The sequence below is a fragment of the Paenibacillus sp. J23TS9 genome (assembly GCF_018403225.1).
GTDB lineage: Bacteria > Bacillota > Bacilli > Paenibacillales > Paenibacillaceae > Paenibacillus_AQ.
The window spans coordinates 2,723,079-2,746,891 of record NZ_BOSG01000001.1 but is presented as its reverse complement, the minus strand read 5'-3'; the positions used below and the strand labels follow the sequence as shown (position 1 = coordinate 2,746,891).

17 protein-coding genes are annotated in these 23,813 nt (G+C 48.6%); 12 read left to right on the top strand and 5 right to left on the bottom strand.

The annotated features are described in order from the left end of the window. Positions 1-57 precede the first annotated feature (57 nt). Positions 58-1,107 carry an aromatic acid exporter family protein gene (locus tag KJS65_RS12955; RefSeq protein ID WP_213650157.1) on the top strand — a complete coding sequence of 350 codons (1,050 nt, stop codon included), beginning with the start codon at positions 58-60 and terminating at the stop codon, positions 1,105-1,107. A gap of 77 nt (positions 1,108-1,184) precedes the next feature. Here KJS65_RS12955 and KJS65_RS12950 read toward each other — a convergent pair whose 3' ends face one another. Genes KJS65_RS12950 through KJS65_RS12940 form a run of 3 tightly spaced genes read right to left on the bottom strand, consistent with a single transcriptional unit; the run spans position 1,185 to position 3,947 of the window. Next, positions 1,185-2,240, bottom strand: a complete 1,056-nt coding sequence (locus KJS65_RS12950; RefSeq protein ID WP_244864511.1) for a sensor histidine kinase — start codon at positions 2,238-2,240, stop codon at positions 1,185-1,187. A 34-nt stretch (positions 2,241-2,274) separates the two neighbouring features. Further along, positions 2,275-2,973, bottom strand: a complete 699-nt coding sequence (locus tag KJS65_RS12945; RefSeq protein ID WP_136604533.1) for a response regulator transcription factor — start codon at positions 2,971-2,973, stop codon at positions 2,275-2,277. 26 nt (positions 2,974-2,999) lie between these two features. Continuing rightward, on the bottom strand, positions 3,000-3,947 hold the full coding sequence (locus KJS65_RS12940; RefSeq protein WP_213650155.1) for a D-alanyl-D-alanine carboxypeptidase family protein: 948 nt from the start codon (positions 3,945-3,947) through the stop codon (positions 3,000-3,002). A 194-nt stretch (positions 3,948-4,141) separates the two neighbouring features. Between KJS65_RS12940 and KJS65_RS12935 the strand changes: the two genes are divergently transcribed. Then, complete coding sequence (locus tag KJS65_RS12935) at positions 4,142-5,965, top strand: adenine deaminase (protein WP_213650154.1); 1,824 nt, start codon at positions 4,142-4,144, stop codon at positions 5,963-5,965. Positions 5,966-6,195: 230 nt separating this feature from the next. Then, positions 6,196-8,553, top strand: a complete 2,358-nt coding sequence (gene helD / locus KJS65_RS12930; protein WP_213650153.1) for an RNA polymerase recycling motor HelD — start codon at positions 6,196-6,198, stop codon at positions 8,551-8,553. Between the two features lie 58 nt (positions 8,554-8,611). Here helD and KJS65_RS12925 read toward each other — a convergent pair whose 3' ends face one another. Continuing rightward, a complete protein-coding gene (locus tag KJS65_RS12925; protein ID WP_213650152.1) occupies positions 8,612-9,547 on the bottom strand; it encodes an AraC family transcriptional regulator in 936 nt (311 codons plus the stop codon). A gap of 141 nt (positions 9,548-9,688) precedes the next feature. Here KJS65_RS12925 and yicI point away from each other — a divergent pair, with 141 nt between their 5' ends. The 9 genes from yicI to KJS65_RS12880 all read left to right on the top strand — a co-directional run bounded on the left by yicI (position 9,689) and on the right by KJS65_RS12880 (position 21,797). Continuing rightward, positions 9,689-12,007, top strand: a complete 2,319-nt coding sequence (gene yicI, locus KJS65_RS12920; protein ID WP_213650151.1) for an alpha-xylosidase — start codon at positions 9,689-9,691, stop codon at positions 12,005-12,007. Between the two features lie 111 nt (positions 12,008-12,118). Next, positions 12,119-13,129 (top strand): phosphotransferase family protein, encoded by a 1,011-nt coding sequence (locus KJS65_RS12915; protein WP_213650150.1) that lies wholly within the window; start codon positions 12,119-12,121, stop codon positions 13,127-13,129. 78 nt (positions 13,130-13,207) lie between these two features. Next, positions 13,208-14,479 (top strand): bacillibactin exporter BcbE, encoded by a 1,272-nt coding sequence (gene bcbE, locus KJS65_RS12910; protein WP_213650149.1) that lies wholly within the window; start codon positions 13,208-13,210, stop codon positions 14,477-14,479. Positions 14,480-14,926: 447 nt separating this feature from the next. Further along, positions 14,927-15,439, top strand: a complete 513-nt coding sequence (locus KJS65_RS12905; RefSeq protein WP_213650148.1) for a hypothetical protein — start codon at positions 14,927-14,929, stop codon at positions 15,437-15,439. 177 nt (positions 15,440-15,616) lie between these two features. Further along, entirely contained in the window at positions 15,617-17,686 is a 2,070-nt protein-coding gene (locus tag KJS65_RS12900; RefSeq protein WP_213650147.1) for a bifunctional aldolase/short-chain dehydrogenase, read from the top strand. Between the two features lie 124 nt (positions 17,687-17,810). Further along, on the top strand, positions 17,811-18,560 hold the full coding sequence (locus tag KJS65_RS12895) for a (Fe-S)-binding protein (protein ID WP_213650146.1): 750 nt from the start codon (positions 17,811-17,813) through the stop codon (positions 18,558-18,560). Further along, entirely contained in the window at positions 18,538-20,043 is a 1,506-nt protein-coding gene (locus KJS65_RS12890) for a LutB/LldF family L-lactate oxidation iron-sulfur protein (protein ID WP_213650145.1), read from the top strand. The genes KJS65_RS12895 and KJS65_RS12890 overlap by 23 nt, the downstream gene beginning before the upstream one ends. Next, positions 20,040-20,765 carry a LutC/YkgG family protein gene (locus KJS65_RS12885; RefSeq protein ID WP_213650144.1) on the top strand — a complete coding sequence of 242 codons (726 nt, stop codon included), beginning with the start codon at positions 20,040-20,042 and terminating at the stop codon, positions 20,763-20,765. The genes KJS65_RS12890 and KJS65_RS12885 overlap by 4 nt, the downstream gene beginning before the upstream one ends. A 264-nt stretch (positions 20,766-21,029) precedes the next feature. Beyond that, positions 21,030-21,797, top strand: coding sequence for a DeoR/GlpR family DNA-binding transcription regulator (locus tag KJS65_RS12880; RefSeq protein ID WP_213650143.1), 768 nt, complete (start codon positions 21,030-21,032; stop codon positions 21,795-21,797). 67 nt (positions 21,798-21,864) lie between these two features. Here the strand turns inward: KJS65_RS12880 and KJS65_RS12875 are convergent, their stop codons facing one another. Continuing rightward, positions 21,865-23,739: an LTA synthase family protein gene (locus KJS65_RS12875; protein WP_213650142.1), complete on the bottom strand. Its 1,875-nt coding sequence runs from the start codon at positions 23,737-23,739 to the stop codon at positions 21,865-21,867. Positions 23,740-23,813 lie beyond the last annotated feature (74 nt).

Genomic DNA, 23,813 nt, shown 5'->3' with positions numbered 1-23,813 from the left:
GGCCTGATTCGCACTAACTTATTAATCATGATGATAGAGATAGGAGGAGATGCAGCCGTGACATTCGGGGCGCGTATGCTGAAGACGGGAATCGCCGTCACGCTCGCACTATATATCAGCCAGTGGCTACATTTATCCTCGCCGGTTATATCGGCTGTAGCAGCCATATTTGCAATGCAGCCGTCCATTTATCGTTCCTGGCGATATTTCCTGGATCAGCTCCAAACCAATACACTCGGCGCCGTGCTGGCATTGATTGCTGGTTCCGTCTTTTCCAATGAACCTATAGCAGTCGGACTTGTCTGTATTATCGTCATTATGATTTGTTTGAAGCTGAAGATGGGAGACACCATTGGTCTGACTTTGGTAACAGTGATCATTGTCATGGAAGCATCAGGACAATGGCAATTTGCCCTGACCCGCTTTTCGCTGAGTTTGATCGGCATCGTGTCCGCGTTCCTGATCAATATTTTGCTCTTTCCACCGAAACCGAAAATGCAGTTTACGGGACAAATCCAGTCGACCTTCAACCAGATGTCACTCCTGATGCGAACTGCGATTTCCGATGAGATTAAAGAGAATATTTTTCGGGATAAGAAAAGGGCATTAGAGGATTCAATCAAGTCGTTGTCGGATAAGTACAAGCTGCTGGAAGAAGAGCAGAAGAAGCTGAAGCGTGCCAAATTCAGCCAGACACGGCATCTTGTCGTGTACAAGCAAATGCTGAATACGCTGCGTAAAGGGCGGGAAGTGCTGGATGCGGTAGAGGAGCATTATTTCCAGTCTGAGCGATCACCGGAGCTCGATACGTATTTCGATCATCAGCTGGAGAAGCTGATTAAACTGCATGAGCATGTACTGCTTAAGTTCGACGATAACCTGAAGCCAAGCAGCTTGGATTCCTGCATGCTGCTGGAAGAAAGCGATGATTTTATCAAGCAGGTGCTGGAATATGCGGCTGAGCAGCCGGAGAACAGACTTCGTCTTTCGATCGTTGCATCCACCATGTATGACTATGGATATCAGCTGGAGCGGCTGAGCCGTCTGGTGGAGCATTACCACAAAACAGATGATGAAGCATTGTGGTTATCCTGGCTGAAGCGTTAAATAAAAGAGGCTGTCCCAAAGGTCTGAAAATAGACTTTAGGGACAGCCTCTTATGGTTTACTACTGTGTAAGATCACTTATTGAAGCGGCAGACGGACGATAAATTCGGTCTGCTGGGGATTGCTGACGGCTTCAATACTTCCCTCATGGAGCTCGATGATACTTTTGACGATTGCGAGGCCAAGCCCTGCGCCTCCCGTATCGATGGAACGGGATTTTTCCACGCGATAGAAACGGTCGAAAATATAAGGCAGATCCATAGATGGAATCGGGGCCCCGAAGTTGATGATTTTGACGACCGCCTGTTTGCCTTCCCTCTGGATTTGTACCTGGATCCGTTTGCCCTCCATTCCGTAGCGCATGGCGTTTGTGATCAGGTTTTCGAAAGCCTGCATGATTTTATCCCCGTCTCCGTTAATCAATAATTTCTCCTGTGGTGGAACGAGTTCGATTTCCATTTTGTGATTTTGGATCTGGAGTTTGAATTCTGCAGTCAGTTGTCCGATGAGCTGCACGAGATCAATGGAAGTGCGGTTTAATGGAATCTGGCCAAAGCCCATTCGTGTATAGTCGAATAAGTCTGTCACAAGCCGGTTCATGCGCTTGGATTTTTCATAGGCAATATTGACGTAATACCTCAGCTCAACCTCATCCTTATATTTATCCTCTTCAATTAATCTCAGATAGCCGATAATGGATGTCAATGGAGTCCGCAGATCATGGGATACATTGGTAATGAGCTCGTTTTTGGCCTGCGTAGCCATTCGTTCCTCTTGAATGGAGGTTTGCAGATGCTTCGCCATCGTATTGATTTGGTCCGCAAGCATGCCAATTTCGTCATTCGATTGTACTTGGATCCGTTCGTCCATATTACCATCCGCCATCCGTTTAACGCCGGTGATAATACGAGTCAATTTTCGTGTTGTGCCCCAACTGAGCAACAAGACGTAAAAGATAAACAGGAAAATGACCAGAACCGACTGCCACAACGAAAAGCCGACAATGTTGTTTAGGCTGATGATTTTATCAACAAGAGGATACAGCTGCTTGAAATTCGAATAATACAGGTTGCTCAGCACGGAACGTAAAACAAAAAGTGTACCAAAGGTCAGGGCAACACTCAGAAAGAACATCAGGATTATCTTCCATTGCAATTTATTAAAGATACTACGCATCGATTTTATAACCTACTCCCCACACGGTTTGAATCAGCTTGTAGCCGAGCTCCTTCTCCAGCTTGTCGCGCAGATTGCTGATATGTACCATGACCGTATTGTTGGACACATAATATTTTTCCTTCCATACCTGCTGAAAGATCTCCTCTGCACTGTAGACACGACCCGGATGTGAGGCAAGCAGTCCAAGGATATCGAATTCCCGGCTGGTCAACTGAACATCTTTACCGTCGGCTGTAACGCGATGAGTGCTGCGGTTAATCTCTACACTTTGGATTCGGAGCACTGAATCATCGGCGGGACGGGATTCCGTATTGTATTGAAAGGTGCGTCGCAGCAATGTTTTGACCCTCACCGTAAGCTCCAGTGGATTAAAGGGTTTGATCATATAATCATCCGCACCGGTCATCAGCCCGAGAATTTTGTCCATATCTTCGGTTTTAGCGCTCAGCATCAGAATCGGGATCACAGAGGCTGTGTCACGTACTTGCCGGCATACCTCCAGCCCGTCCACTTTGGGCATCATGATGTCCAGTACAATGAGATCAAACGCTGCTCCGGGACTATTAAGCAGCTGTAGTGCTTCTTCGCCGTCATGGGCGCAGATAATATTAAAACCTTCGTTTTTTAAATAAATGGAGATCAGATTTGCTATTTCCTTGTCGTCATCTACGACTAATATATTTCTCATGAATTATCCTCCAAGCAGAACTGTTGTTAACGGAATATAAGTGCCGCCCGGTTCAGCCATCTGCCCATACCGGATCCTCCGTTGTTGTCGAAACCGTAGTTGAACATTTTGGCAGCATCCTCAAAGCGCTTACCGGTATTGCTTGCTCCCATAACCACCGCAATGAAGCGTTTGCCATTCCGTTCAGTCGTCCCCGTGAAGCAGTAGCCCGCCCTTTGGGTATATCCCGTTTTGAAGCCGTCATTGCCGCTGTAAGAAAATGCTTCACCTGGCAGCATCGAGTTGGTTGTATGCAGTGTCAGCTGCTTTTCAGGAATGTACAAATCCGTTTTTTCGGTTGTTTTTAATATTTCCGGGTAAGTACGAATCAAATAACGTGCCATCTTGGCCAGATCTTTGGCTGTCATTTCAGTCTCGCCATCGGCTGAGGCCGATTTAAAGGCTTGCAGATCGGCTGAGGATAAGCCGGTAGCATTGGCAAATACAGAGTGGGAGGATAGGCCGATCTGATCCGCCATCGCATTCATTTGTTCTACGAATGCTCTTTCATTACCCCCGATATGCTCTGCAAGGGCGATTGCAGCGTCATTGGCCGAGTGAATAACCATAGCTTCGAACATCGTCCGGAGCGGCAGCGTTTCACCGGGACGAAGTCCGATTTTGGCGCCGGTCACCTGGGCAGCATAACGGCTTGCCGTGACCGGTTCATCCCAGGAATTATGTCCTTCATTTACGTTTTTCAGCACCAGCAGCTCAGTCATCATTTTAGACATACTGGCCGGCGGCAACGCCGCGGAAGCGTTATGTTCATAATATACTTTTCCCGTCTTTACATCCATAAGAACGGCAGCGGACGCGTCGATCTTAAACATTGGAAAGCGTACAAGGGTCACAGATACAGCAATGACCGCGACGAATATCAGCGTTAGCAGGAGAACAGGCTTCTTTTTCCTTTTCTTTTTAATCACTCTCATCAACATCATACCCCGTTCGTAATATTATCGTTTATTAACCACTATTAACATCATAACCATGACTTTTTAAGTGCCTACTAAGAAAATCTTAAGAACTATAAAGATTTGATTTTCATTCCTGACCGGTTGTATGATGGTTGAACTAAGCAAGACGTGGCAAGCTAAGAATGGGTATAGAGAGATGGAGGGTTTACATGAAAACAGCAGCATGGGGGAGACGTCCTCTCGCGGATTGTGTGCCGGAATTGGTTGCAGCCGCACGTGGAGATAAAAAAGCAACGCTGGTGATCCAAAATGTCAAATTGGTTAATGTGGTATCCGGAGAAATATTGCCGGGGATGTCCATTGCAGTAAAGGACGCGAGAATTGCATATGTGGGTAAGGATGTCAGCCATGCGATAGGAGAAGAAACTCAAATTATTGATGCTGGAGGAAAATATGCTGCTCCCGGTTTGTTGGACGGACACTGTCATATCGAAAGCACGCAGATGACGGCAACGGAATTTGCCAGAGCTGTGCTTCCGCTCGGAACGACGGGAGGATTCTTTGATGCGCATGAAATTTCCAATGTGTTAGGTCTGGATGGACTACGGTTTATGCTGGAGGAAGCCAGATCGACGCCGCTGGCAGCGTATTTGCAGGTTGCCTCTTGCGTGCCATCGACCCATCCGGGGCTTGAGACGACAGGCGCTTTTATCGGTCCGGAAGAAGTCGCTGAGGCCCTGAGCTGGGGAGAGGATATGATCGGGCTTGGAGAGGTCATGAACTTCCCGGGCGTGGTTTACGGTGACGATAAAATGATTGGAGAAATCCAGGCGACACTGCGGGCAGGCAAATATGCCGACGGACATTTTACCTGGAAATCAGATGATTGGCGTCTGCCTGTTTATGCTGCAAGCGGTGTTAACGGTGATCATGAGTGTGTCACTGCAGAGGATGTTATTGAGCGCGTCCGGCTTGGTATGTATGCTAAAATGCGTCAAGGCTCGGCATGGCATGATGTTGCAGCTACCATCAAGGCACACACGGAAGGCGGCCTGGATACGCGGCGGATGATTCTGGTTACCGATGACCGCAGCTCGGAATCCCTGATGAATGAGGGGCATATGAACTTCGTTGTGCGTCATGCGATTGCGCAAGGTGTCAAGCCGGTCACTGCCTTTCAGATGGCTACGATCAATACGGCTGAACGGTTCGGAGTGTCGCGGGACATCGGCGCAATCATCCCGGGCGCATATGCGGATGTGATTCTGCTGGATGGAAATTTGGCGGATGTGAATGTAGTCATGACGATTGCCGCAGGAAAAGTGGTCGCAGAGCATGGGAGAATGACCGCAGATTGGGAACGCTATGATATCCCGGAACTTGCTTTTAATACGGTCAAATTAGGCCGCAAGCTGAGTGCCGATGATTTTGCGATTGCCGCACCGATTGAAACGGGGAAAGCTGAGGTCCGCGCGATTGAAGTCGTGGAAAACCATGTCGAAACTATTGAAAGACAGGTTTGGGTGGATGTGGTAAACAACAAGGTTAACCTTGATCCTGCAAACGGCCTTTGTAAGATGGCGGTTTTCGAGCGCCATGGCAAAGGAGGGGGTCAGGCACTGGGAGTTCTGACTGGGATCGGATTTAATAAACCGGCGGCCATCGCAATGACGGTATCCCATGACAGCCATAATCTGACGGTTATCGGCAATGATGATGAGCTCATGGCTCTTGCGGGCAATATGGTAGCCGATATGCAGGGTGGCGTCGTGATGCTGACCGAGGATGAGGTATCAGAGTTCCCACTTACCGTTGGCGGTATTATGTCGAATGAGCCGTTTGAAACGGTCGCACGCCAATCCGAAGGCATCAGCCAAGCGTTGATCCAGGCCGGATGCCCGCTGAACAATGCATTTATGACTTTGTCGCTGCTCGCGCTGGTCGTCATACCGGAAATCCGTTTGTCCGACAAAGGACTGGTGCGGATATCTGCCGATGGTATTGATATTGTGCCTTTGTTTACCGGAAAATGAGACTTATGCAATTGCAGAACATAAACTTCTTTACATGTGTATAACATAAAACTTGATGACAATAGAAAAGGGGAGCCGTCGGCTCCCCTTAAAATGTTTGATTTTCATGTGCATTATTGATAAAATAGATCATACGGCCCTGAGAAAGGGACAATGTTCATAGCGATTCCTTTTCTATTATAACACTTAGGAAAGAGAATGTCAAATATATAAAGGGGATGAAGACAGGCATGGACTTGAAAGATCAGGATTGGCAGCACGAACAGCAGCGGGTCGACAGCGTAACCGGAAAAATTGCTGCCCGCAAGGGAACGCTTGAAGCGGAAGTGGGCCTGGTTCGGGGCGATGTGGTTGAGCTGCGCAAGGATTTCTGGGATGAAGTCAGAGTCAACTTCAGCAGCTCCGATGATCTGGGAGAAACGTCCACCAGCTTGCGTCAGCAGTCCCAAGTGCTATCTGAGCGGGAACATGCACATTTACAGGCCTCGGAGACACTGAAAAAATTGAAGCTGTTGGTCAAATCGCCTTACTTCGGGCGGATCGATTTTACCGAAGAGGGGCAGGAAGGGAAGGAAACGATCTATTTGGGGATCGCTTCCTTTCTAGATGATGATCAGGAGACTTTTTTGGTATATGACTGGCGTGCGCCGGTATCAAGCCTTTATTATGACGGTGCTCCTGGTGCTGCAGCTTATCAGACGCCAAGCGGTGAGATCAGCGGTACGATGGAGCTGAAGCGACAGTTTGTGATCAGAGACGGAAAAATCAAGGTTATGTTTGATACAGGCGTCACGATCGGAGACGAACTATTGCAGCAGGTGCTCAGCCATTCCTCGGATAACCAGATGAAGAGCATCGTAGCGACGATCCAGAAGGAACAAAATGCGGTAATCCGCAATGACAAGAGCCGGATGCTTGTGGTCCAGGGAGCGGCGGGCAGCGGTAAAACCTCGGCAGCGCTCCAGCGGGTCGCATATTTATTGTACAAATACAGGGGGACTCTGAAAGCAGATCAGGTCCTTCTCTTTTCTCCGAACCCGATGTTCAACAGCTATGTTTCGACGGTGCTGCCTGAGCTTGGGGAAGAGAATATGCTGCAGACAACTTTTCAGGCCTACCTGGAACACCGCATCGGCAGGGAATTCGATCTGGAGGACGTGTTTTCCCAAATGGAATCGATTCTAAAAGCCGAGGAAGGCCCATGGTTAACGGTCAAACGGGCATCCATCGCCTATAAATCCTCAACACTATTTCTGGAAACCATCCGCCGGTTGAAGGATCATCTGGAGCAAAGCGGCATGAAATTCAAGCCGATTCGTTTCAAAGGCCGTTTGATCGTATCGGAACAAGTCATGCTGGAGAAGTTTTATAGTTATGATTCCTCCTTGCGCTTGGCCAACCGGGTTGAATTGATACGTGACTGGCTGCTTAAGGAGCTGGCCCAGTTTGCCAAAAATGAACGTCAGGCTCCTTGGGTGGATGAGCAAATTGAACTTCTTGATCCGGATGAATACCAGAAGGCTTACACACGCATCCGGCGCAAGCAGTCGGCGAAGAAAAGGGATACCTTTGACCAATTCGACCAGGAACGGAGCCTACTGGCTAAAATGGTTGTGAACGAATGGCTGAAGCCGGTACGCAAGTGGATCAAACGGATGCGGTTTGTGGATGTTAAGACGATGTATGAAGAACTTTTAACCGACAAAGAGTTATTCCTAAGTGTTAGCGGCGATCAGGGGCTCCCGGATGAATGGGAGGAAATGGGCATTCAATCGGTTCAGATGATGAAAGAGGGAAAACTGGCATATGAAGACGTCACCCCTTATTTGTATCTGCAGGATTTATTGAAAGGCTTCCAGATAAACAGCGTGATCCGCCATGTCTTTATCGATGAAGTTCAGGATTACTCTCCGTTTCAGCTGGAATATGTGAAAAGAATCTTCCCCCGTGCCCGTATGACAGCACTCGGAGATTTGAACCAGGGGATTTATGCGCACACGGATGTACTCGGTGGCAGTCTGGAGTCGCTGAAGCAGCTGTATGGGGCAGACGATACCGAGGTCATCTCGCTGACCCGCAGCTACCGCTCCACCCTGGAAATCGTTGATTTTACACGCAACATGATGCCTGGGGGCGAATCGATCATTCCTTTTAACCGTTACGGAGAAAAGCCGCTTGTTTGCCTGGCAAACAGCAGGGAGAAGCTGCACAGCAGCATTGTGGAGGATATTCGCCGCTTGAATGAGCAGGGCTATGAGCATACTGCGATTATTTGCAAAACCGCAGAAGAATGCGAGTATGTTTATCATGCGCTTAAAGATGAGCTTCCACTGAAGAGAATCGCCAAAACAACACCTTCATTTGTGACGGGTACGCTGGTCATTCCATCCTACTTAGCAAAAGGTGTCGAGTTTGATGCGGTTGTCATTTATGATGCTTCGCAGGAAGCCTACAGCAGGGAATCCGAACGCAAGCTGTTCTATACAGCTTGTACCCGTGCCATGCATCAGCTTCACATCTACAGTCTGGGAGCACCATGCAGATTTATTGAAGATGTAAGTGAGGATAAGTATACACTGCAGTCATAGCTGTATTCTGCAGACGAGCAACAAACCCCAGGGACAATGAGTCTCTGGGGTTTTTAGCTTAATCTTTCTCATCGAATGGAGCCGGCTCGGTTAGGATGACTGCCACCTTTTCGTTAAAAGGCTTTCGGTACCTAGAGGGAGTGCAGCCTTTCATCTGTTTAAACACAGTGATAAAATAGCTCAAATTGTCAAACCCGCTTTCCATGGCAATATCCACGATTTTCATTCCGCTGTTTTCGAGCAATTTACAAGCTTTTAATATCCGGTAATGATTGATGTATTCCACTGGACTTTTCTGGGTGAGCTGTTTAAAAAAACGGCAAAAATGACCTTCACTCATGCTGATTAATCCAGCTAAGTCCTTCAGCCTCAGTGGCTCTGAATAATGGTCGTGGATGAAATTCAAAACCGTTTTAAGCCGCTCGACCTTATCCGGGCTTCCTGACGGAAGATGCTGTCTGTGGTCTGAGTTCTGTGGATGTATGAACATCCTTGCGAAAATCAAATATAGATGAGCCTTGGTGGACAGCTCATACGCGGGCAGCCGCTGCTCATTGTCTTCAAGGATGCGGTTCAGTGCTGCCAGCACTTCCTTTTCCCATATGCGTTCACCCTTGATCAGAGGCTCGGGCTGAAAGCTTTTATCCAATAGCGGACCGATATATTTTTCCTGGATGACGTCAAAGTCAGGACTTGTGAGCAAATCAGGGCTGAAAACAACAGCGGAGAATACGCAGGGGGAATTACCATCAAGAACACCTGCATGAAGCTGCCCGCTGTTCACAAAAATGGCCTGCCCTTCATGTGCTTCAACATATGTCATATCAAGCTGAAACACCGCATGACCTTTACGGATCACGATAAATTCCATTTCATCATGCCAGTGGCAGTCCAGAATACTATTTCCGTTTCGCTGCTCGATATTAGGATATATACTGACCGGATACATGGGATGGCCATGAACACGATCTTCCCGGAGCATTTCACGATTCATGGAAAGCACCTCCCTGTTATATTTGAAGTGTTTGTTGTTCGTAATATCAAAATACTGATATATATTATCAAAATATCATGAGAATTACTCTGCGAATATCAATATTATCATATTATAAACAATGAAGCTGGAGGGATCCAAATGAAATTTACGGACGGATATTGGCAGACCCGCGAAGGATATGAATTGCAAAATCCGGCGGAAATCCGGGATATTACACAATCAGGCGATACCCTGACGGTCTATGCGGCAACCAAAGTCATCGCGACCAAAGGTGATACGCTGAACGGCACGCTGCTAAAAGCAAGCTTCAGTTCTCCGATGCCGGATGTCATTAAGGTCAAGCTGAATCACCACAAAGGTAAAGTGAATTCAGGTCCGGCCTTTGGCATCCATGAACTGGAGACACAGGTGAACATTGAGATTGGGGAAGATCAGGCAGAGCTTTCCAGCGGAAACTTAAGTGTCACCGTTAACCGCAAGCAGGGCTGGAGTGTGGATTTCCGCTTTGACGGCAAACGGATTACAGGCAGCGGATGGAGAGCGCCGGCTTATATCAAGGACCTGGATAAAAAAGCGTATTATCGAGAGCAGCTGGACCTTGGTGTAGGCGAATATATTTACGGACTTGGAGAACGTTTCACGCCATTTGTGAAAAACGGACAAATCGTGGAGATCTGGAATGAAGACGGCGGAACGAGCAGCGAGCAGTCTTACAAAAATATCCCATTTTACTTATCGAGCAAAGGTTATGGCGTGTTTGTCAATCACCCGGAAAAGGTGTCCTATGAGATTGCCTCCGAGAATGTCTCCCGTGTCCAGTTCAGTGTGGAGGGTGAAAGCCTTGAGTACTTCATTATCGGCGGAGGCAGTCCGAAAGCGGTGCTCGACAACTATACCAAGCTGACAGGCAAGCCTGCGCTTCCTCCGGCATGGACCTTTGGTCTCTGGCTGACGACCTCTTTTACTACCGACTATGATGAAGCCACCGTAAACCACTTCGTGGATGGTATGGCTGAACGTGATCTGCCTTTGGCCGTTTTCCATTTTGACTGCTTCTGGATGAAGGAATATCAATGGTGTGATTTCCAGTGGGACAAGGATATGTTCCCTGATCCCGAAGGGATGCTGCGGCGCCTGAAAGATAAAGGGTTGAAAATATGCGCGTGGATCAATCCGTATATCGCTGAAAAGTCCTATCTTTTTGATGAGGGAATGGATAACGGATATCTCGTAAAAACAGCAGACGGCAGTGTCTGGCAGTGGGATATGTGGCAGGCAGGCATGGCGCTTGTGGATTTCACGAACCCGGCTGCGGTTGCCTGGTATAAAGGGAAGCTGGAGACATTGATCGACCAAGGGGTAGACTGCTTCAAGACAGATTTCGGCGAAAGAATTCCGACTGACGTGGTTTATTACGACGGCTCCGATCCGCAGAAAATGCATAACTATTACACCTTCTTATACAACAAGGCCGTGTTTGAAGTGCTGGAAGAGAAGTTGGGAAAAGGTGAAGCGGCCCTGTTTGCCCGCTCGGCAACCGTGGGAGGCCAGCAGTTCCCGGTTCATTGGGGCGGTGACTGTTCAGCAACCTATGAATCGATGGCAGAAACACTTCGCGGCGGCTTGTCGCTTGGGCTGTCCGGTTTTGGATTCTGGAGCCACGATATCAGTGGCTTTGAGAACACGGCACCCCCGGATATTTACAAGCGCTGGGTGCAGTTTGGGCTGCTGTCTTCGCACAGTCGTCTACATGGAAGCACGTCATACCGAGTGCCTTGGCTGTTTGATGAAGAAGCGGTGGATGTGGTCCGTGTATTCACGAAGCTGAAGTGCCGCCTCATGCCCTATCTTTTCCGTTCTGCCGTTGAGTCCACAGAGCTTGGGCTGCCGATGATGCGTGCCATGATGCTTGAATTCCCTGAAGACCGGACCTGTACAGCGCTGGACACCCAGTATATGTTAGGTGATTCGATTCTGGTCGCTCCAATCTTTAATAAGGAAGGCGATGTGGAGTATTATCTGCCTGAAGGCAAATGGACGAACTTTCTCACAAATGAAATGCGGGAGGGGGGACGCTGGCATCAGGAGCAGCATGGATACATGACGCTGCCAATGATGATCAAGCCGGGCAGCATCATAGCGTTTGGCAGAGAAGACAGCCGCACCGATTATGATTTTGCCAATGATGTTTCATTCCATCTGTTTGAGCTTGCTGATGGATCGTCTGCTTCTGCGGAGATTGTGAGTATGAAGGGTGAGAAGGAAATGACTGCTGCAGCCGTACGCTCCGGTGATGTCATTGAACTGACGACGAAAGGAAGCAGCAAGCCCTGGTCGTTTGTGATGAGAGGATTAACCCAAGTGGCTGCGGTGGAAGGCGGTCATGCCGAGCCTTGTGAATGGGGCGTGAAGATCATTCCGGAAAAAAGCATCAGGACCCTCCGTGTGACATTGTAATAAGAGAATGTTTTAGTATAGACTCAACCATAGTAACCGGGTCAAACCCTTCATACGTAAGTTTGAAGCGTTGGCCCGGTTTTTGTAATTGAACATATGGGGTGGGTTAAGATGTCGTCGTCCAAAGAAAATCAAATTTCCAGTCTTTATGCACCGGTAACGCATGAACAAATTTTGTCGATCGCACGGGATACCTTTGGTGAAGGCTGCAAAGTAAAGCAAATCTCGCTGCTCAAGGGAGGGCAATTCAATACAACCTATGTGTTTGAAACGGAGTCACCGCAGGGGAAGTGGGTTTTACGGCTGGCTCCGGTTGAGCATGCGCACTTGTACTCTTTCGAAAAAAAGATGATGGCAGTAGAGCCTTACATTTACGGGTTGCTTCAAGCAGAGGATATTCCCAGCTCACGCGTCATCCGGTATGATGAAACAGGCAATTTGATTGCCAGACCGTACTTATTGATCGAATTCATCGAGAGTGTACAACTGAATGATCCATCTATTTCTCCGGCGGAGTACAGCCGCCTGAAGGAAGAGCTTGGCGAGCATACACGGCAATTACATGCGATTACATCCGATTGTTTCGGATGGCCGCAGCCGGACGGATCAATCCGTGGCTATGAAAAGTGGAGCGGTATGCTGGTGGAGCTGGCTGCGGAAGTGGCTGAAAGATGCAGGGAGCATCACGTTTTTGAGGACCAAGTCTTAAATGAGTTCACAGCCGTTTTTCGTGATAACCGTTCGTTGTTTGATGACATTACAGTGCCCTCGCTCGTACATAATGATTTGTGGGATCCCAATGTGCTGGTCAGCCGGGATGAAGACGGAGAACTGCATATCGCTGCACTAATTGATGCGGACCGGGCTGTATATGCGGATCGTGAATATGAATTTATTGTTTATGAAAATCAGCCGGACTTTTTGAAGGGGTATGGCTACGAGCTGTCCATGGAGGTTCGCCCGCGGGCCCGGCGTGTTGCTTATCAGGTCATGATGGCTTTTTTATGCGCATTTGTATACGAGGTTCAGATCGTCAAACCGGATAATGCAGACTGGTGCAAGCAAAATGGCTTGCAGCAATTGAAAGCATTTCATGAGATTTGGAGCGAAAGAAACGCTTAACATTTAAAACCTGCATAGTTGCGTGCAAAAGAAACCACAATATAACGAGTTATTATTGAACGCAAAGGTGGTTTTGTCATGGAAGACAAAAAGTGGGATTTAGCGGCGCTTGCATCAATTCCTTTGATCATGACGCTTGGCAACTCCATGCTGATTCCCATTTTGCCGCAAATATCGCAGCAGCTTCATGTCAGCGCTTTTCAGGTCAGCATGCTCATAACTGTTTACGCGGTGGTGGCCATTCTTTTGATACCGATTGCAGGCTACTTATCTGACCGCTTTGGGCGAAAAACCGTAATCATCCCGAGTCTCATTATCGCGGCTGCCGGAGGAGCGTTGTCCGGCGTGGCTGCCTGGATGACGGATGGGCTTGCCGCTTACTGGATTATACTTGGCGGGCGTTTCCTTCAAGGAATCGGCGCTGCAGGTGCTTTCCCGATCGTTCTCCCGCTCGTCGGGGATATGTTCAAGGAAGAAGATGATGTCAGCAAAAGTCTTGGGATCATCGAAACCTCCAATACGTTCGGCAAGGTGCTGAGTCCCATACTCGGAGCAGCCTTAGCAAGCGTGCTTTGGTATTTGCCGTTTTTGAGCATTCCGGTGCTATGCGTCATATCCCTGCTGCTGGTCTTGTTTTTTGTTAAGACCCCGAAAAAGAAAAACAAAAACGATAACTCCATCCGGCAATTTCTTTCTGACACTAAAAGTATACTGAAGGAAAAAGGAAGATGGCTATACGCGATCTTTACCGTCGGCGGAATCAGTATGTTTATTTTATTCGGTGTTCTTTTTTACTTATCCGAGACGCTGGAAAGCAAATATGGCCTGCATGGAGTTATAAAGGGTCTGGTGCTTGCGATTCCGCTGGCAGTGCTTTGTCTGGCTTCTTTTGTTGCCGGTAAAATCATCGGGAAGAACAAAAAGCGGATGAAGTGGACCGGATTTATAGGAATGGCCCTTCTGACCATCGGTCTTGTCATTACCGGATTCAGCAGCCAGATTTATTTTGTGGTTACATTTTTTTCACTCTGCGGTGCCGGGATCGGCACAGCGCTTCCATGTATGGATGCACTTATTACCGAAGGAATCGAGCAGAAGCAGAGAGGAACCATTACGTCTCTGTATAGCAGCATGCGTTTTATCGGCGTATCATTGGGACCTCCAGCGGTATCCCTGCTGATGAAGACCAACCACTGGGTACTATTCGGTATTATGGCGGTTATAGGGGCTGTTGGCGGTCTACTGACGTTGTTTGCAGTAAAGCCTGATGAGAATAAGACGGATAAGCCGACAGAACACAAAGCCAAGCCGCAGGCAGGCATATTGATGAAGCGTGCGAAAGCCCGCTAATAAACTGCATATGAAAAAGATTGTCATGTCTGAATGCTTAATCCTATACAATATAGTGATGTCCCTGTCCCTTGCGCCATTGTTTCTCGGATTGCTGCCCAAGCTGAGGAACGCCGCCCGAAGCTCCTTGGCCGGAAACCTGTCATTCGTTTAACGTTTAAATTACTTTGCATGCTGCAGCCGCTGCTTTTTTAGTACATTGCCTTAGCTGTCGCTGAAATATCTGCTTTAAACAATGTATCAACATTTACTGCCGGTGAATGCAGCAATCGTTAATGATGACTCGCTTCCGCTGTTCCAAGGGGAGGGACATCTTCGATCGAGCGAAAGCCCCAATGAGAATTTGGGGCTTTTTGGTATATTCTTATCTCCTTTTAAGGTAAGGTTAAGACTCTTTCCCTACAATCAGCTCTATGAATCCAAGTAACAGAGTTGGGAGAGATATGAGTGATGAAAAAAGTCCGTAAAATTCATTATTGGATCGGCATTATTGCTACTGTTTTTCTGCTGATCGAATCGGCAACCGGTATGATCATGTATTTTGAGGAAGGAGGAAAACGATCAGGGATTGAGAGATCCGGCGGGATGAACACATTCAGAAATTTTAATGGTAGCGGTGGAATTGAGCAGGGGACATCGAATGCAACATCCCCTTCCGCGGGTACGGATTCAGGCACTTCTTCTGGACAAGCAAAAGGAAGTATGGGGACTTCGTATCAGGGTGGCTTTGCTGCGTCGGGCCGTTCGGGAGAATTTCAGCGCCCGGGGGACTCCGGCAGTCTAGGGATAAGCGTTCGAAGCCTGCATCAAGGCGTTATCGGGTTGATCAGCGGCTTGGCCATGTTTATTCTGACCGGAACCGGGGTGGCTATGTCGCTGATGATTTGGAGATCAAACCGTAAGAAAAAGAACCGGGGTCTGGTTTCGAAAACAGCGGCTCCTCCGGGTAATATTCTGTAACTCCATGGATCTGAAATAGGCTTTTTCAAGAGACCGCAGCTGCTGCGGTCTTTTTTTATCTTTTAAAATTTTAAAAAATAGGTATAAAAACAAAAAAATATCTGATATAATCAAATAAATTCAATCAAAAACAAATATAAACAAATAAAAACAAACAAAGCGGGAGGCAAATCATTCATGGTAAAAAGCCAGTGGAATAACGAAGAAGCATCCAAACAGCAAGCGGGGGTAGACGAACTGGTATATCGCTCTAATCTAATCGGCAGCGACCGGAGCGTATGCAACTGGGGCGGAGGCAACACCTCGCTCAAGACTATTGAAAAAGATTTCCGTGGTCGTGATGTGGAAGTCATGTGGGTCAAAGGCAGCGGTTCCGATCTGGCAACGATGAAGGCGCAGCATTTTACCGGACTTCGTCTGGAAGATATCAAGCCGCTGATCGAGCGCACTGAAATGCCTGACGAGGAGATGGTCGCGTATTTGTCGCACTGCATGATGGACAGCAAGCATCCGAGAGCATCTATTGAAACACTGCTGCATGCATTCCTTCCATATCCGCATGTGGATCATACACATCCGGATGCGATTATCAGTCTTTGCTGCGCCGATAATGGTAAAGAGATAGCAAAAGAGATTTATGGCGACACTTTTGTATGGGTGCCTTATATCCGTCCGGGCTTTACGTTGTCCAAAATGATCGCTGAAGGCGTACGCAATAATCCAAATGCCCAACTCGTACTTATGGAAAAGCATGGTCTGGTTACATGGGGCGAAACTTCGGAAGCATGCTACAATCAGACGATTGCCATGATCCAGAAGGCGGAGCAGTACATTAACGACCGCATTCAGGAGCCTCAGGTTTTTGGCGGCAGCCGGGTGGAAACGCTCGCAGAAGAGCAGCGTAAAGCGATTCTCGCGGAAGTTATGCCTGTCATACGTGGCGCGGTCAGCGACGTCAAGAAAATGATTTGTACTTATGATGCCGGGGATGATGTGCTTCAGTTCGTGAACAGCAATAATGCCAAGGAGCTTTCTCAGGTAGGGGCAGCCTGCCCGGATCATCTGGTACATACGAAACGGACTCCGCTCTTTGTGGATTGGACACCATCCGCTGAAGGGGCAGTAGAACTCAAGGAAGCCGTCCGCCAAGGCATTGAAGCATATAAAGCTGAATATAAAGCTTACTTCGACCGCAACAAGCATGAGGGTGATGTGATGTTCGAAGCAGCGCCGCGTGTGATCCTGATTCCAGGGATCGGTATGGTTAACACCGGAAAAAGCCTTGCCATGGCAGGAGTAAGCGGTGCACTGTACCACCGGGCGATTGCGGTTATGAAGGGCTCAACAGCTCTTGGTGAATTTGTGTCCCTAAACGAAAATGAATCCTATAATGTAGAATATTGGCCGCTGGAGCTTTACAAGCTGACATTGGCACCTGCAGAGGCGGAATTCTCCCGCAAAATCGCTTTTATTACTGGCGGCGCAGGTGGAATCGGCAGTGAAACGGCCCGCCGCTTTGTCTCCGAAGGGGCTCATGTCGTTCTGGCAGACCTCAATTTGGAGGGGGCCGAGAAAATCGCGGCCGAAATTAACGCACAATACGGCGAAGGCCGGGCCAAAGCAGTTAAGATGGATGTGACGAGCGAGGACATGGTTTTGGCAGCAATGGCAGAAACAGCAATAACCTATGGCGGCGTGGACATTATTGTCAACAATGCAGGGCTTGCGACATCCAGCCCATTTGATGAGACTTCACTGAAGGAATGGAATCTGAACATGAACGTTCTGGGGACCGGCTATTTCCTCGTAGCCCGTGAAGCGTTCAAGCAAATGAAGGAACAGGGTCTCGGAGGCAGCATGATTTTCGTAGCTTCGAAAAACTCGGTATATGCAGGCAAAAACGTAACAGCTTACAGCTCTGTCAAAGCGCTTGAAGCACATTTGGCCCGCTGTATTGCCGCCGAGGGCGGTGAGCATGGCATTCGCGTTAACACGATTTTGCCGGACGCCATTCTTCAGGGTTCAGCAATCTGGAACTCGGGATGGCGCAATGAACGTGCGGCTGCTTACGGTATCGAACCAGATCAGCTTGAGGAGCACTACCGCAACAGAACGACACTTTTGGTTAACATCTATCCGAAGGATGTCGCTGAAGGCATCGCCTTCTTCGCATCTTCCAAGGCTGAGAAAACGACTGGCTGCATGCTGACGATTGATGGCGGTGTACCGGCAGCATTTACGCGCTAATATTTAATATAAAGAATTTGCAATCATCCGATTCTTTGGAAGGAAACAATCCCCGTCATATTCAATGATTGGGGATTGATTTCTTCTTGTATAGACATGGAGGCAAAAGGAGGAGAAGCTTGAGATGAAAGTATCACTCTTTATTACCTGCATCAGTGATGCGCTGTTCCCGCCGATTGGGGAAGCCATGGCCGGTCTGTTGGCCCGGTACGGAGTCCGTCTTCATTTTCCTGAAGTGCAGACTTGCTGTGGGCAGCCGGCCTTTAACAGCGGTTATTGGGATGAGGCGAGAGCCTCGGCCAAAACGATTTTGGAAGCGTTTGACGACAGTGATTTCGTGATCGTGCCTTCGGGCTCCTGTACGGGCATGGTTCATCATTATTATCCTAAACTGTTTGAAAACGACGCGGTATTATTTGAGAAGAGCAATCGTCTGAAAGAAAAAACATATGAGTTCACACAGTTTCTCGTTCAGGTGCTGGGCGTGACGGATGTCGGTGCGTATTTTCCGCACAAGGTGACATATCATCCTTCCTGTCATGGCTCAAGACTTTTGGGTATCAAGGAAGAGCCGATGCAGCTGATGAGCCATGTAGCAGGAATGGAATTTGTTCCGCTTCCCTATGCTGAAGATTGCTGCGGCTTTGGGGGCACCTTTGCCATTAAGATGAGTGAAATCTCCGGAGCCATGGTAGAGGAGAAAAGCCAGCATGTGCTGGAAACGGAGGCTGAAGTCCTGGTTGGCCTAGATATGGGCTGTCTGCTCAATATCGGCGGCAATCTGAAATTTCAGGATAAGCCGGTTCGCGTATTGCATCTGGCGGAACTTCTGTATGAAGGGGTGAAGAACCGTGAGCAAACCGCAGGGGTCTAACGTCAAAGAACGCGCCAAGTCAGCCCTCAAGGATGAATTTTTGATTGATGCCGTCAAATTTACGACGGAAAAGCTGAAAAACGGCAAAAAGGCTGCAACCGAAGAGCATGGCAACTGGGAGGAATGGCGGGAACGCGGCCGACTAATTCGGGCGCATACCATCTCTCATCTAGATTACTATTTGAGCAAATTCATAGAAAATGCCCGTGCGCAAGGGGTACATGTTCATTTTGCGCCGGATGCGAAGGATGCTGCCCGGATCGCCATTGAAATTGCGGAGCACCGGGGAGCCAAGTCTGTCGTGAAATCCAAATCGATGGTATCGGAAGAGGTCCATATTAATGAGGCCTTTGAAGAGCTCGGGATCGAGTCGATCGAAAGTGATCTGGGTGAATATATTATTCAGCTGGCCAATGAACCCCCTTCCCATATTATTATTCCGGCTATTCACAAGAATCGCTACCAGATTGCCGACCTGCTGTCCAAGGAAGCAGGGGAGACACTGCCGCCGGAGACCAAGATTTTGGCGGGCTTTGCCAGACGGAAGCTGCGTGATAAGTTTCTTGAAGCAGATATCGGGCTTACAGGCTGTAATTTCGGAATCGCTGAAACGGGAAGCGTCGTAATATTCGAGAATGAAGGCAATGCCCGGATGGTCAGCACCGTTCCTAAAACACAGATTACGTTAATGGGTATGGAGCGCCTCATTCCTTCCTGGGATGATCTTGAGGTCATGGCAACGCTTCTTCCAAGATCGGCTACAGGACAGAAGCTGACGGTCTATATGTCTGGCATTACGGGACCAAGACGCGAGCATGACGGAGACGGCCCGGAGGAAATGCATATTATCATTGTAGATAACGGGCGTTCACTGCAGCTGGGAGATCCGGAATTTCAGGAACTGCTGAACTGTATCCGCTGCGGAGCCTGCCTGAACGCTTGCCCGGTGTATCGTCATATTGGAGGACATTCCTATCCAGGAACCTACAGCGGCCCAATCGGTGCGGTGCTCACGCCGGCATTGAATAAGAATACGCAGGAATGGCATGATGTTGCCAATGCATCCAGTCTTTGCGGTGCCTGTTATGAGGCTTGTCCCGTCAAAATTCCTCTGCATGATATGCTCGTCTATTTGCGCAACCGCAAAGTAGAACGGGGATATACAGCAGCTGGCGAGAAAATGGCGATGAAGGGCTTCAAAATGCTGATGGGGAGCCATAAGCTGTTCCGGAAAGCGGTAAAGGCAGGTCAAATTGGACAAAAGCTTATTGTACGGGATGGTTATATCCGCTCACAGCTCGGTCCGCTGAAGGGCTGGACAGCATACCGGCATATTCCAGCACTGCCGAAGCGTTCATTCCGTGAGCAGTGGCCCGGTCTGTCGGCCGAGATCGAAAGATCGATTCAGCCTATGCCATCTGAAATGGAAGCGCGAATGGAAGAGATAGTTCAGGCGCGTAAGAAGGGAGGAGGTCACGCATGAGTAAATCCGATCCGGAATTTCTGTCGAAGCTAAGCAGAGAATCGCAGGCGGCAGAGAAGCTGTTTATCGGGAATATTGCCACCAGGCTGGGGCGTTCCGCCATCAGCCCGGCTCCGGAGCATCCGTTTCGGGGAGCGCCGGAGTTCTGGACCTCTTACGAGCTTGGACGTGAGGAGCAAATCGCCCGCTTTATGGACAACTGGCAAGCAGCCGGAGGTTTTACCGAAAGGTTAGCCGCGATGTCTGATTTGCCTGAAGTGATTGCCCGTATTCTCAGAGAACTGAATGCGGGGTCCACGATCCGGCAGAACCTGCCTGAGCTGGAGCAGCTCGGTTTGGAGGAGCAGCTGCCAGAACTGCGGGATGCTGCCTGGGATGGTCTGGAAGCTGAAGATTCCTTGCGGACAGCCGAACAGGCGGATGCCGGAATTGTCTTGGCAGATTTCGCCGTAGCCTATACGGGGTCGATTGTCGTTACCTCCTCTTCCGAAAAGGGTCGGTCGGTCTCGCTGCTGCCTAATATTCTGATTGCCGTCATTCAGGCAGATCGCATGCACACCCGTCTTGGGGAGGTCATGAGCCGTATCGCTTCGGTACCCGGCGAGCAGTTTCCCGCAGGCGTTCATTTCATATCGGGTCCAAGCCGGTCATCGGATATTGAGAATGATTTGACTATCGGTGTTCACGGTCCGGGCGTGGCATTTGCCCTGATCGTCGGATAAAGGGTTCTGCCCGCTGTATTTGGCGCCAGGCGCCGACAGCGGGCTCTTTTTACTTAAACGGTCTGAATCTTGAGAAATACGTCGATAAAAATTTTTCTTTAGATAACAGGAAGCATGTACATCTGAGATATACATCCTGTTATCGCAAGAAAATTTTCATCTAAATGCGGTCTGACATCTGAGAATTTACGTCGATAACAATTTTTCTTATAATGGGAATATACCGGCTGGCAGATGAAAGGCTGGCTATGAAAGAGGGTAGCTATGTTAGTTGCGGAAAGATACGATAAAATCGTGGGACTTGTGAATGAGCGGGGAAGTATCCGTGTCTCCGAGCTCAGCGAGCTGTGCGGAGTAACCGAAGAGACGATCCGCCGCGACCTGGACCGCTTGGAGCAGCAGGGCAAGGTTCGCCGCAGCCATGGCGGTGCCGTCAGTGTTAAAGAGGCGCAGGCGGAAACGCCTTATTTTGAGCGTGAAGTGATGCATCAGGAGGAGAAGAAGCGGATCGCGAGAGCGGCGGTTGCATTAATCGAGCCATATGACCGGATTGCGCTGGATGCCAGCTCGACGGCTTGGTATATGGCCTCTATACTGCCGGATATTCCACTTACGGTTTTGACCAATTCCATTAAGGTCGCGCTGGAGCTATCATCGAAGGAGAAGATAGAAGTAATCTCGACCGGGGGCAGCTTGGCTTCCAAATCCCTCTCTTATGTCGGGCCGATGGCTGAGCGAAGCCTGGAAGCCTATTATGTCGATAAAGCTTTCGTATCCTGCAAAGGTGTTCATCCGGAGCGGGGGATTAGTGAATCGAACGAGCTGCAGGCGATGGTCAAGCATAAGCTGATCAAGCAGGCCGCCAGCGTGTATATATTAGCCGATGCCAGTAAAATCGGGGTACAGGCCTTTACCCATGTTGCCGGATGGGAAGAGATTGATGTCGTGATTACGGACAGCCATATCGGTGCTGGAGATGCCAGGCTGCTGCGGGAGAAGGAGCTCAAGCTCATCGTAGCCGAAGAGCTTTAAGCAAGACAGGAGACTAAAAAGCCTCAGACATCCCTCGAAAGGATGCCTGAGGCTTTTATTGTGCTAATTAGCGTTTTGGCAGCAGCTTGACGTATTCGTCGGAAAGCTTCATTTGTGCCAGATTATAGTCATAATCCTTCTTATACTTGGTGAAATCGGTGACAGGCTCAAGCGTATCCAGATTGACAGCACTGCCTTCTTCAAATGTCTTGCCCGGAACATACATAATCTCATTGTTAAAGAAAGAGCCGGTTGGCAGATAATAACGGCTGCCTACAATGTTGTTGTCAATGTTGAGCAGGTCATGGCCAAAAGCGGTAAATTTCTCGTCTTTCAGCGAAATTCCCAGCAGGTTGGCAAGTGTAGGCATGATATCAACCTGGCCGCCGACCTGTTTCACTTCTTGACCCTTTTCACCTGGAACATGAATCAGCAGCGGAATATTGAAGCGTGTGACGCGAGGATCATATTTAATGCCAAGCGCCTTGCTGACCATATCCGGATCATTATCCTGCGGCTGAAGACCGAAGTGGTCACCGTATATGACCAGCACGGTATCATCGTACATACCGTTCTGTTTCAGCTGGTCGATTAAGGTTCCGATCGCATAGTCCGTATAATTGACAGCAGCCAGATAGCTGCCGAGCTGCGTATCCTTCAGGTTAGCCGGAATTTTTATTTTCATGCGGTCTTCCGGTACATTAAATGGAAAATGACTGGATACCGTGACGAACTGCGCATAAAACGGTTTTTTTTCTTGGTGAAGCTTGGATAATGTCTTGATCCCGAATTTGTACAATTCTTCGTCAGAAGCACCAAATTCATTAAAGTGATCATTTTTATAATTGGGCTTATCGTAGTAGTGAGTAAAATTCAAAGCCGGATAGAGCTTGTTCCGATCCCAAAACTTGACATCGTTCACGTGAAAGGTATCTGCCTCATAGTTTTCTTTCTCCAACAGCCGCGGCATACTCGGAAGCTCACGGTCGCCGTATCCGGTAGACATTGCAATTGCAGCCGTCGGATAGATGGAGGTATTGCTCATAAACTCCGCATCCGAGGTATTACCCTGACCGATTTGCTGGAATACACGCGAGAAATAAAAGCTGTCTTTTGCCAGGTTGTTCAGCACAGGCGTAAGCTCCTGATTATCGACAGACAGGTGAATCGGGAAGTTCTGGAATGCCTCCATTTGAATCACAATGACGTTTTTGCCTTTGGCTGCACCAAAAAACTCGGGCTTGTCCTGTGGATTTTCTTGATATTTAAAGGTTTCTTCCTTCGAATTAATCTTGTCCACGGTTTCCTCGATATTGCCTGAGGCGACGATATCCGCTTCCTCTTTGGCTTTGATGCCCGCAGCGACCTGATAATTAAAGAAGCCAAGATGCTCTGCCTGCAGCACCTCATTGGCTATCGTACGATCCTGACGGATAAAGAAAATAGACGTTGCCAGAGCGATAATACCGATAACAGCTGGCCATCTTTTGCGCAGTGATGTGGACATGCTCGGCTTGCGTTTCATAAGCTTGCCGCCAATCCAGACCACGGCGAGGATCACCACATCAACGAAAAAGAGATAGTTGGCTGGTTCGATCGTAGATTGCACACTGTCCTTGATCCCCGCGACCTGCTTGAGTTCGGACAGCGCCGTGTAGGTCGGCAAGGTGTTGAAGTGCTGAAAATACAGGGCCGAAGCGAAAAAGATGAACGAGCATAGCAAATTGAAAATCCAATACACGATCCCCTTCGCCCTAGCAGGTGTTACCAGCTCGATCAGCGCAAGCAGCACGAGCACAGAGGCGGCATCCGCCGCAACGCGGCTCCACATGATTTCGCCGAAGAAAAAATAGCGCAGAAGCAGCAGCTTCAGCAGCAAAAGAATAAAGATCCCAATGACGGGTGTCTTTGAATGTGATGAACGTATGGATAAGTCTTTCATTCTGACTCCTTTCAAACCATCTGTTAATTTTTTCCTGAAGTATTGCTATCCACTACTATATAAGTTTTTTTACA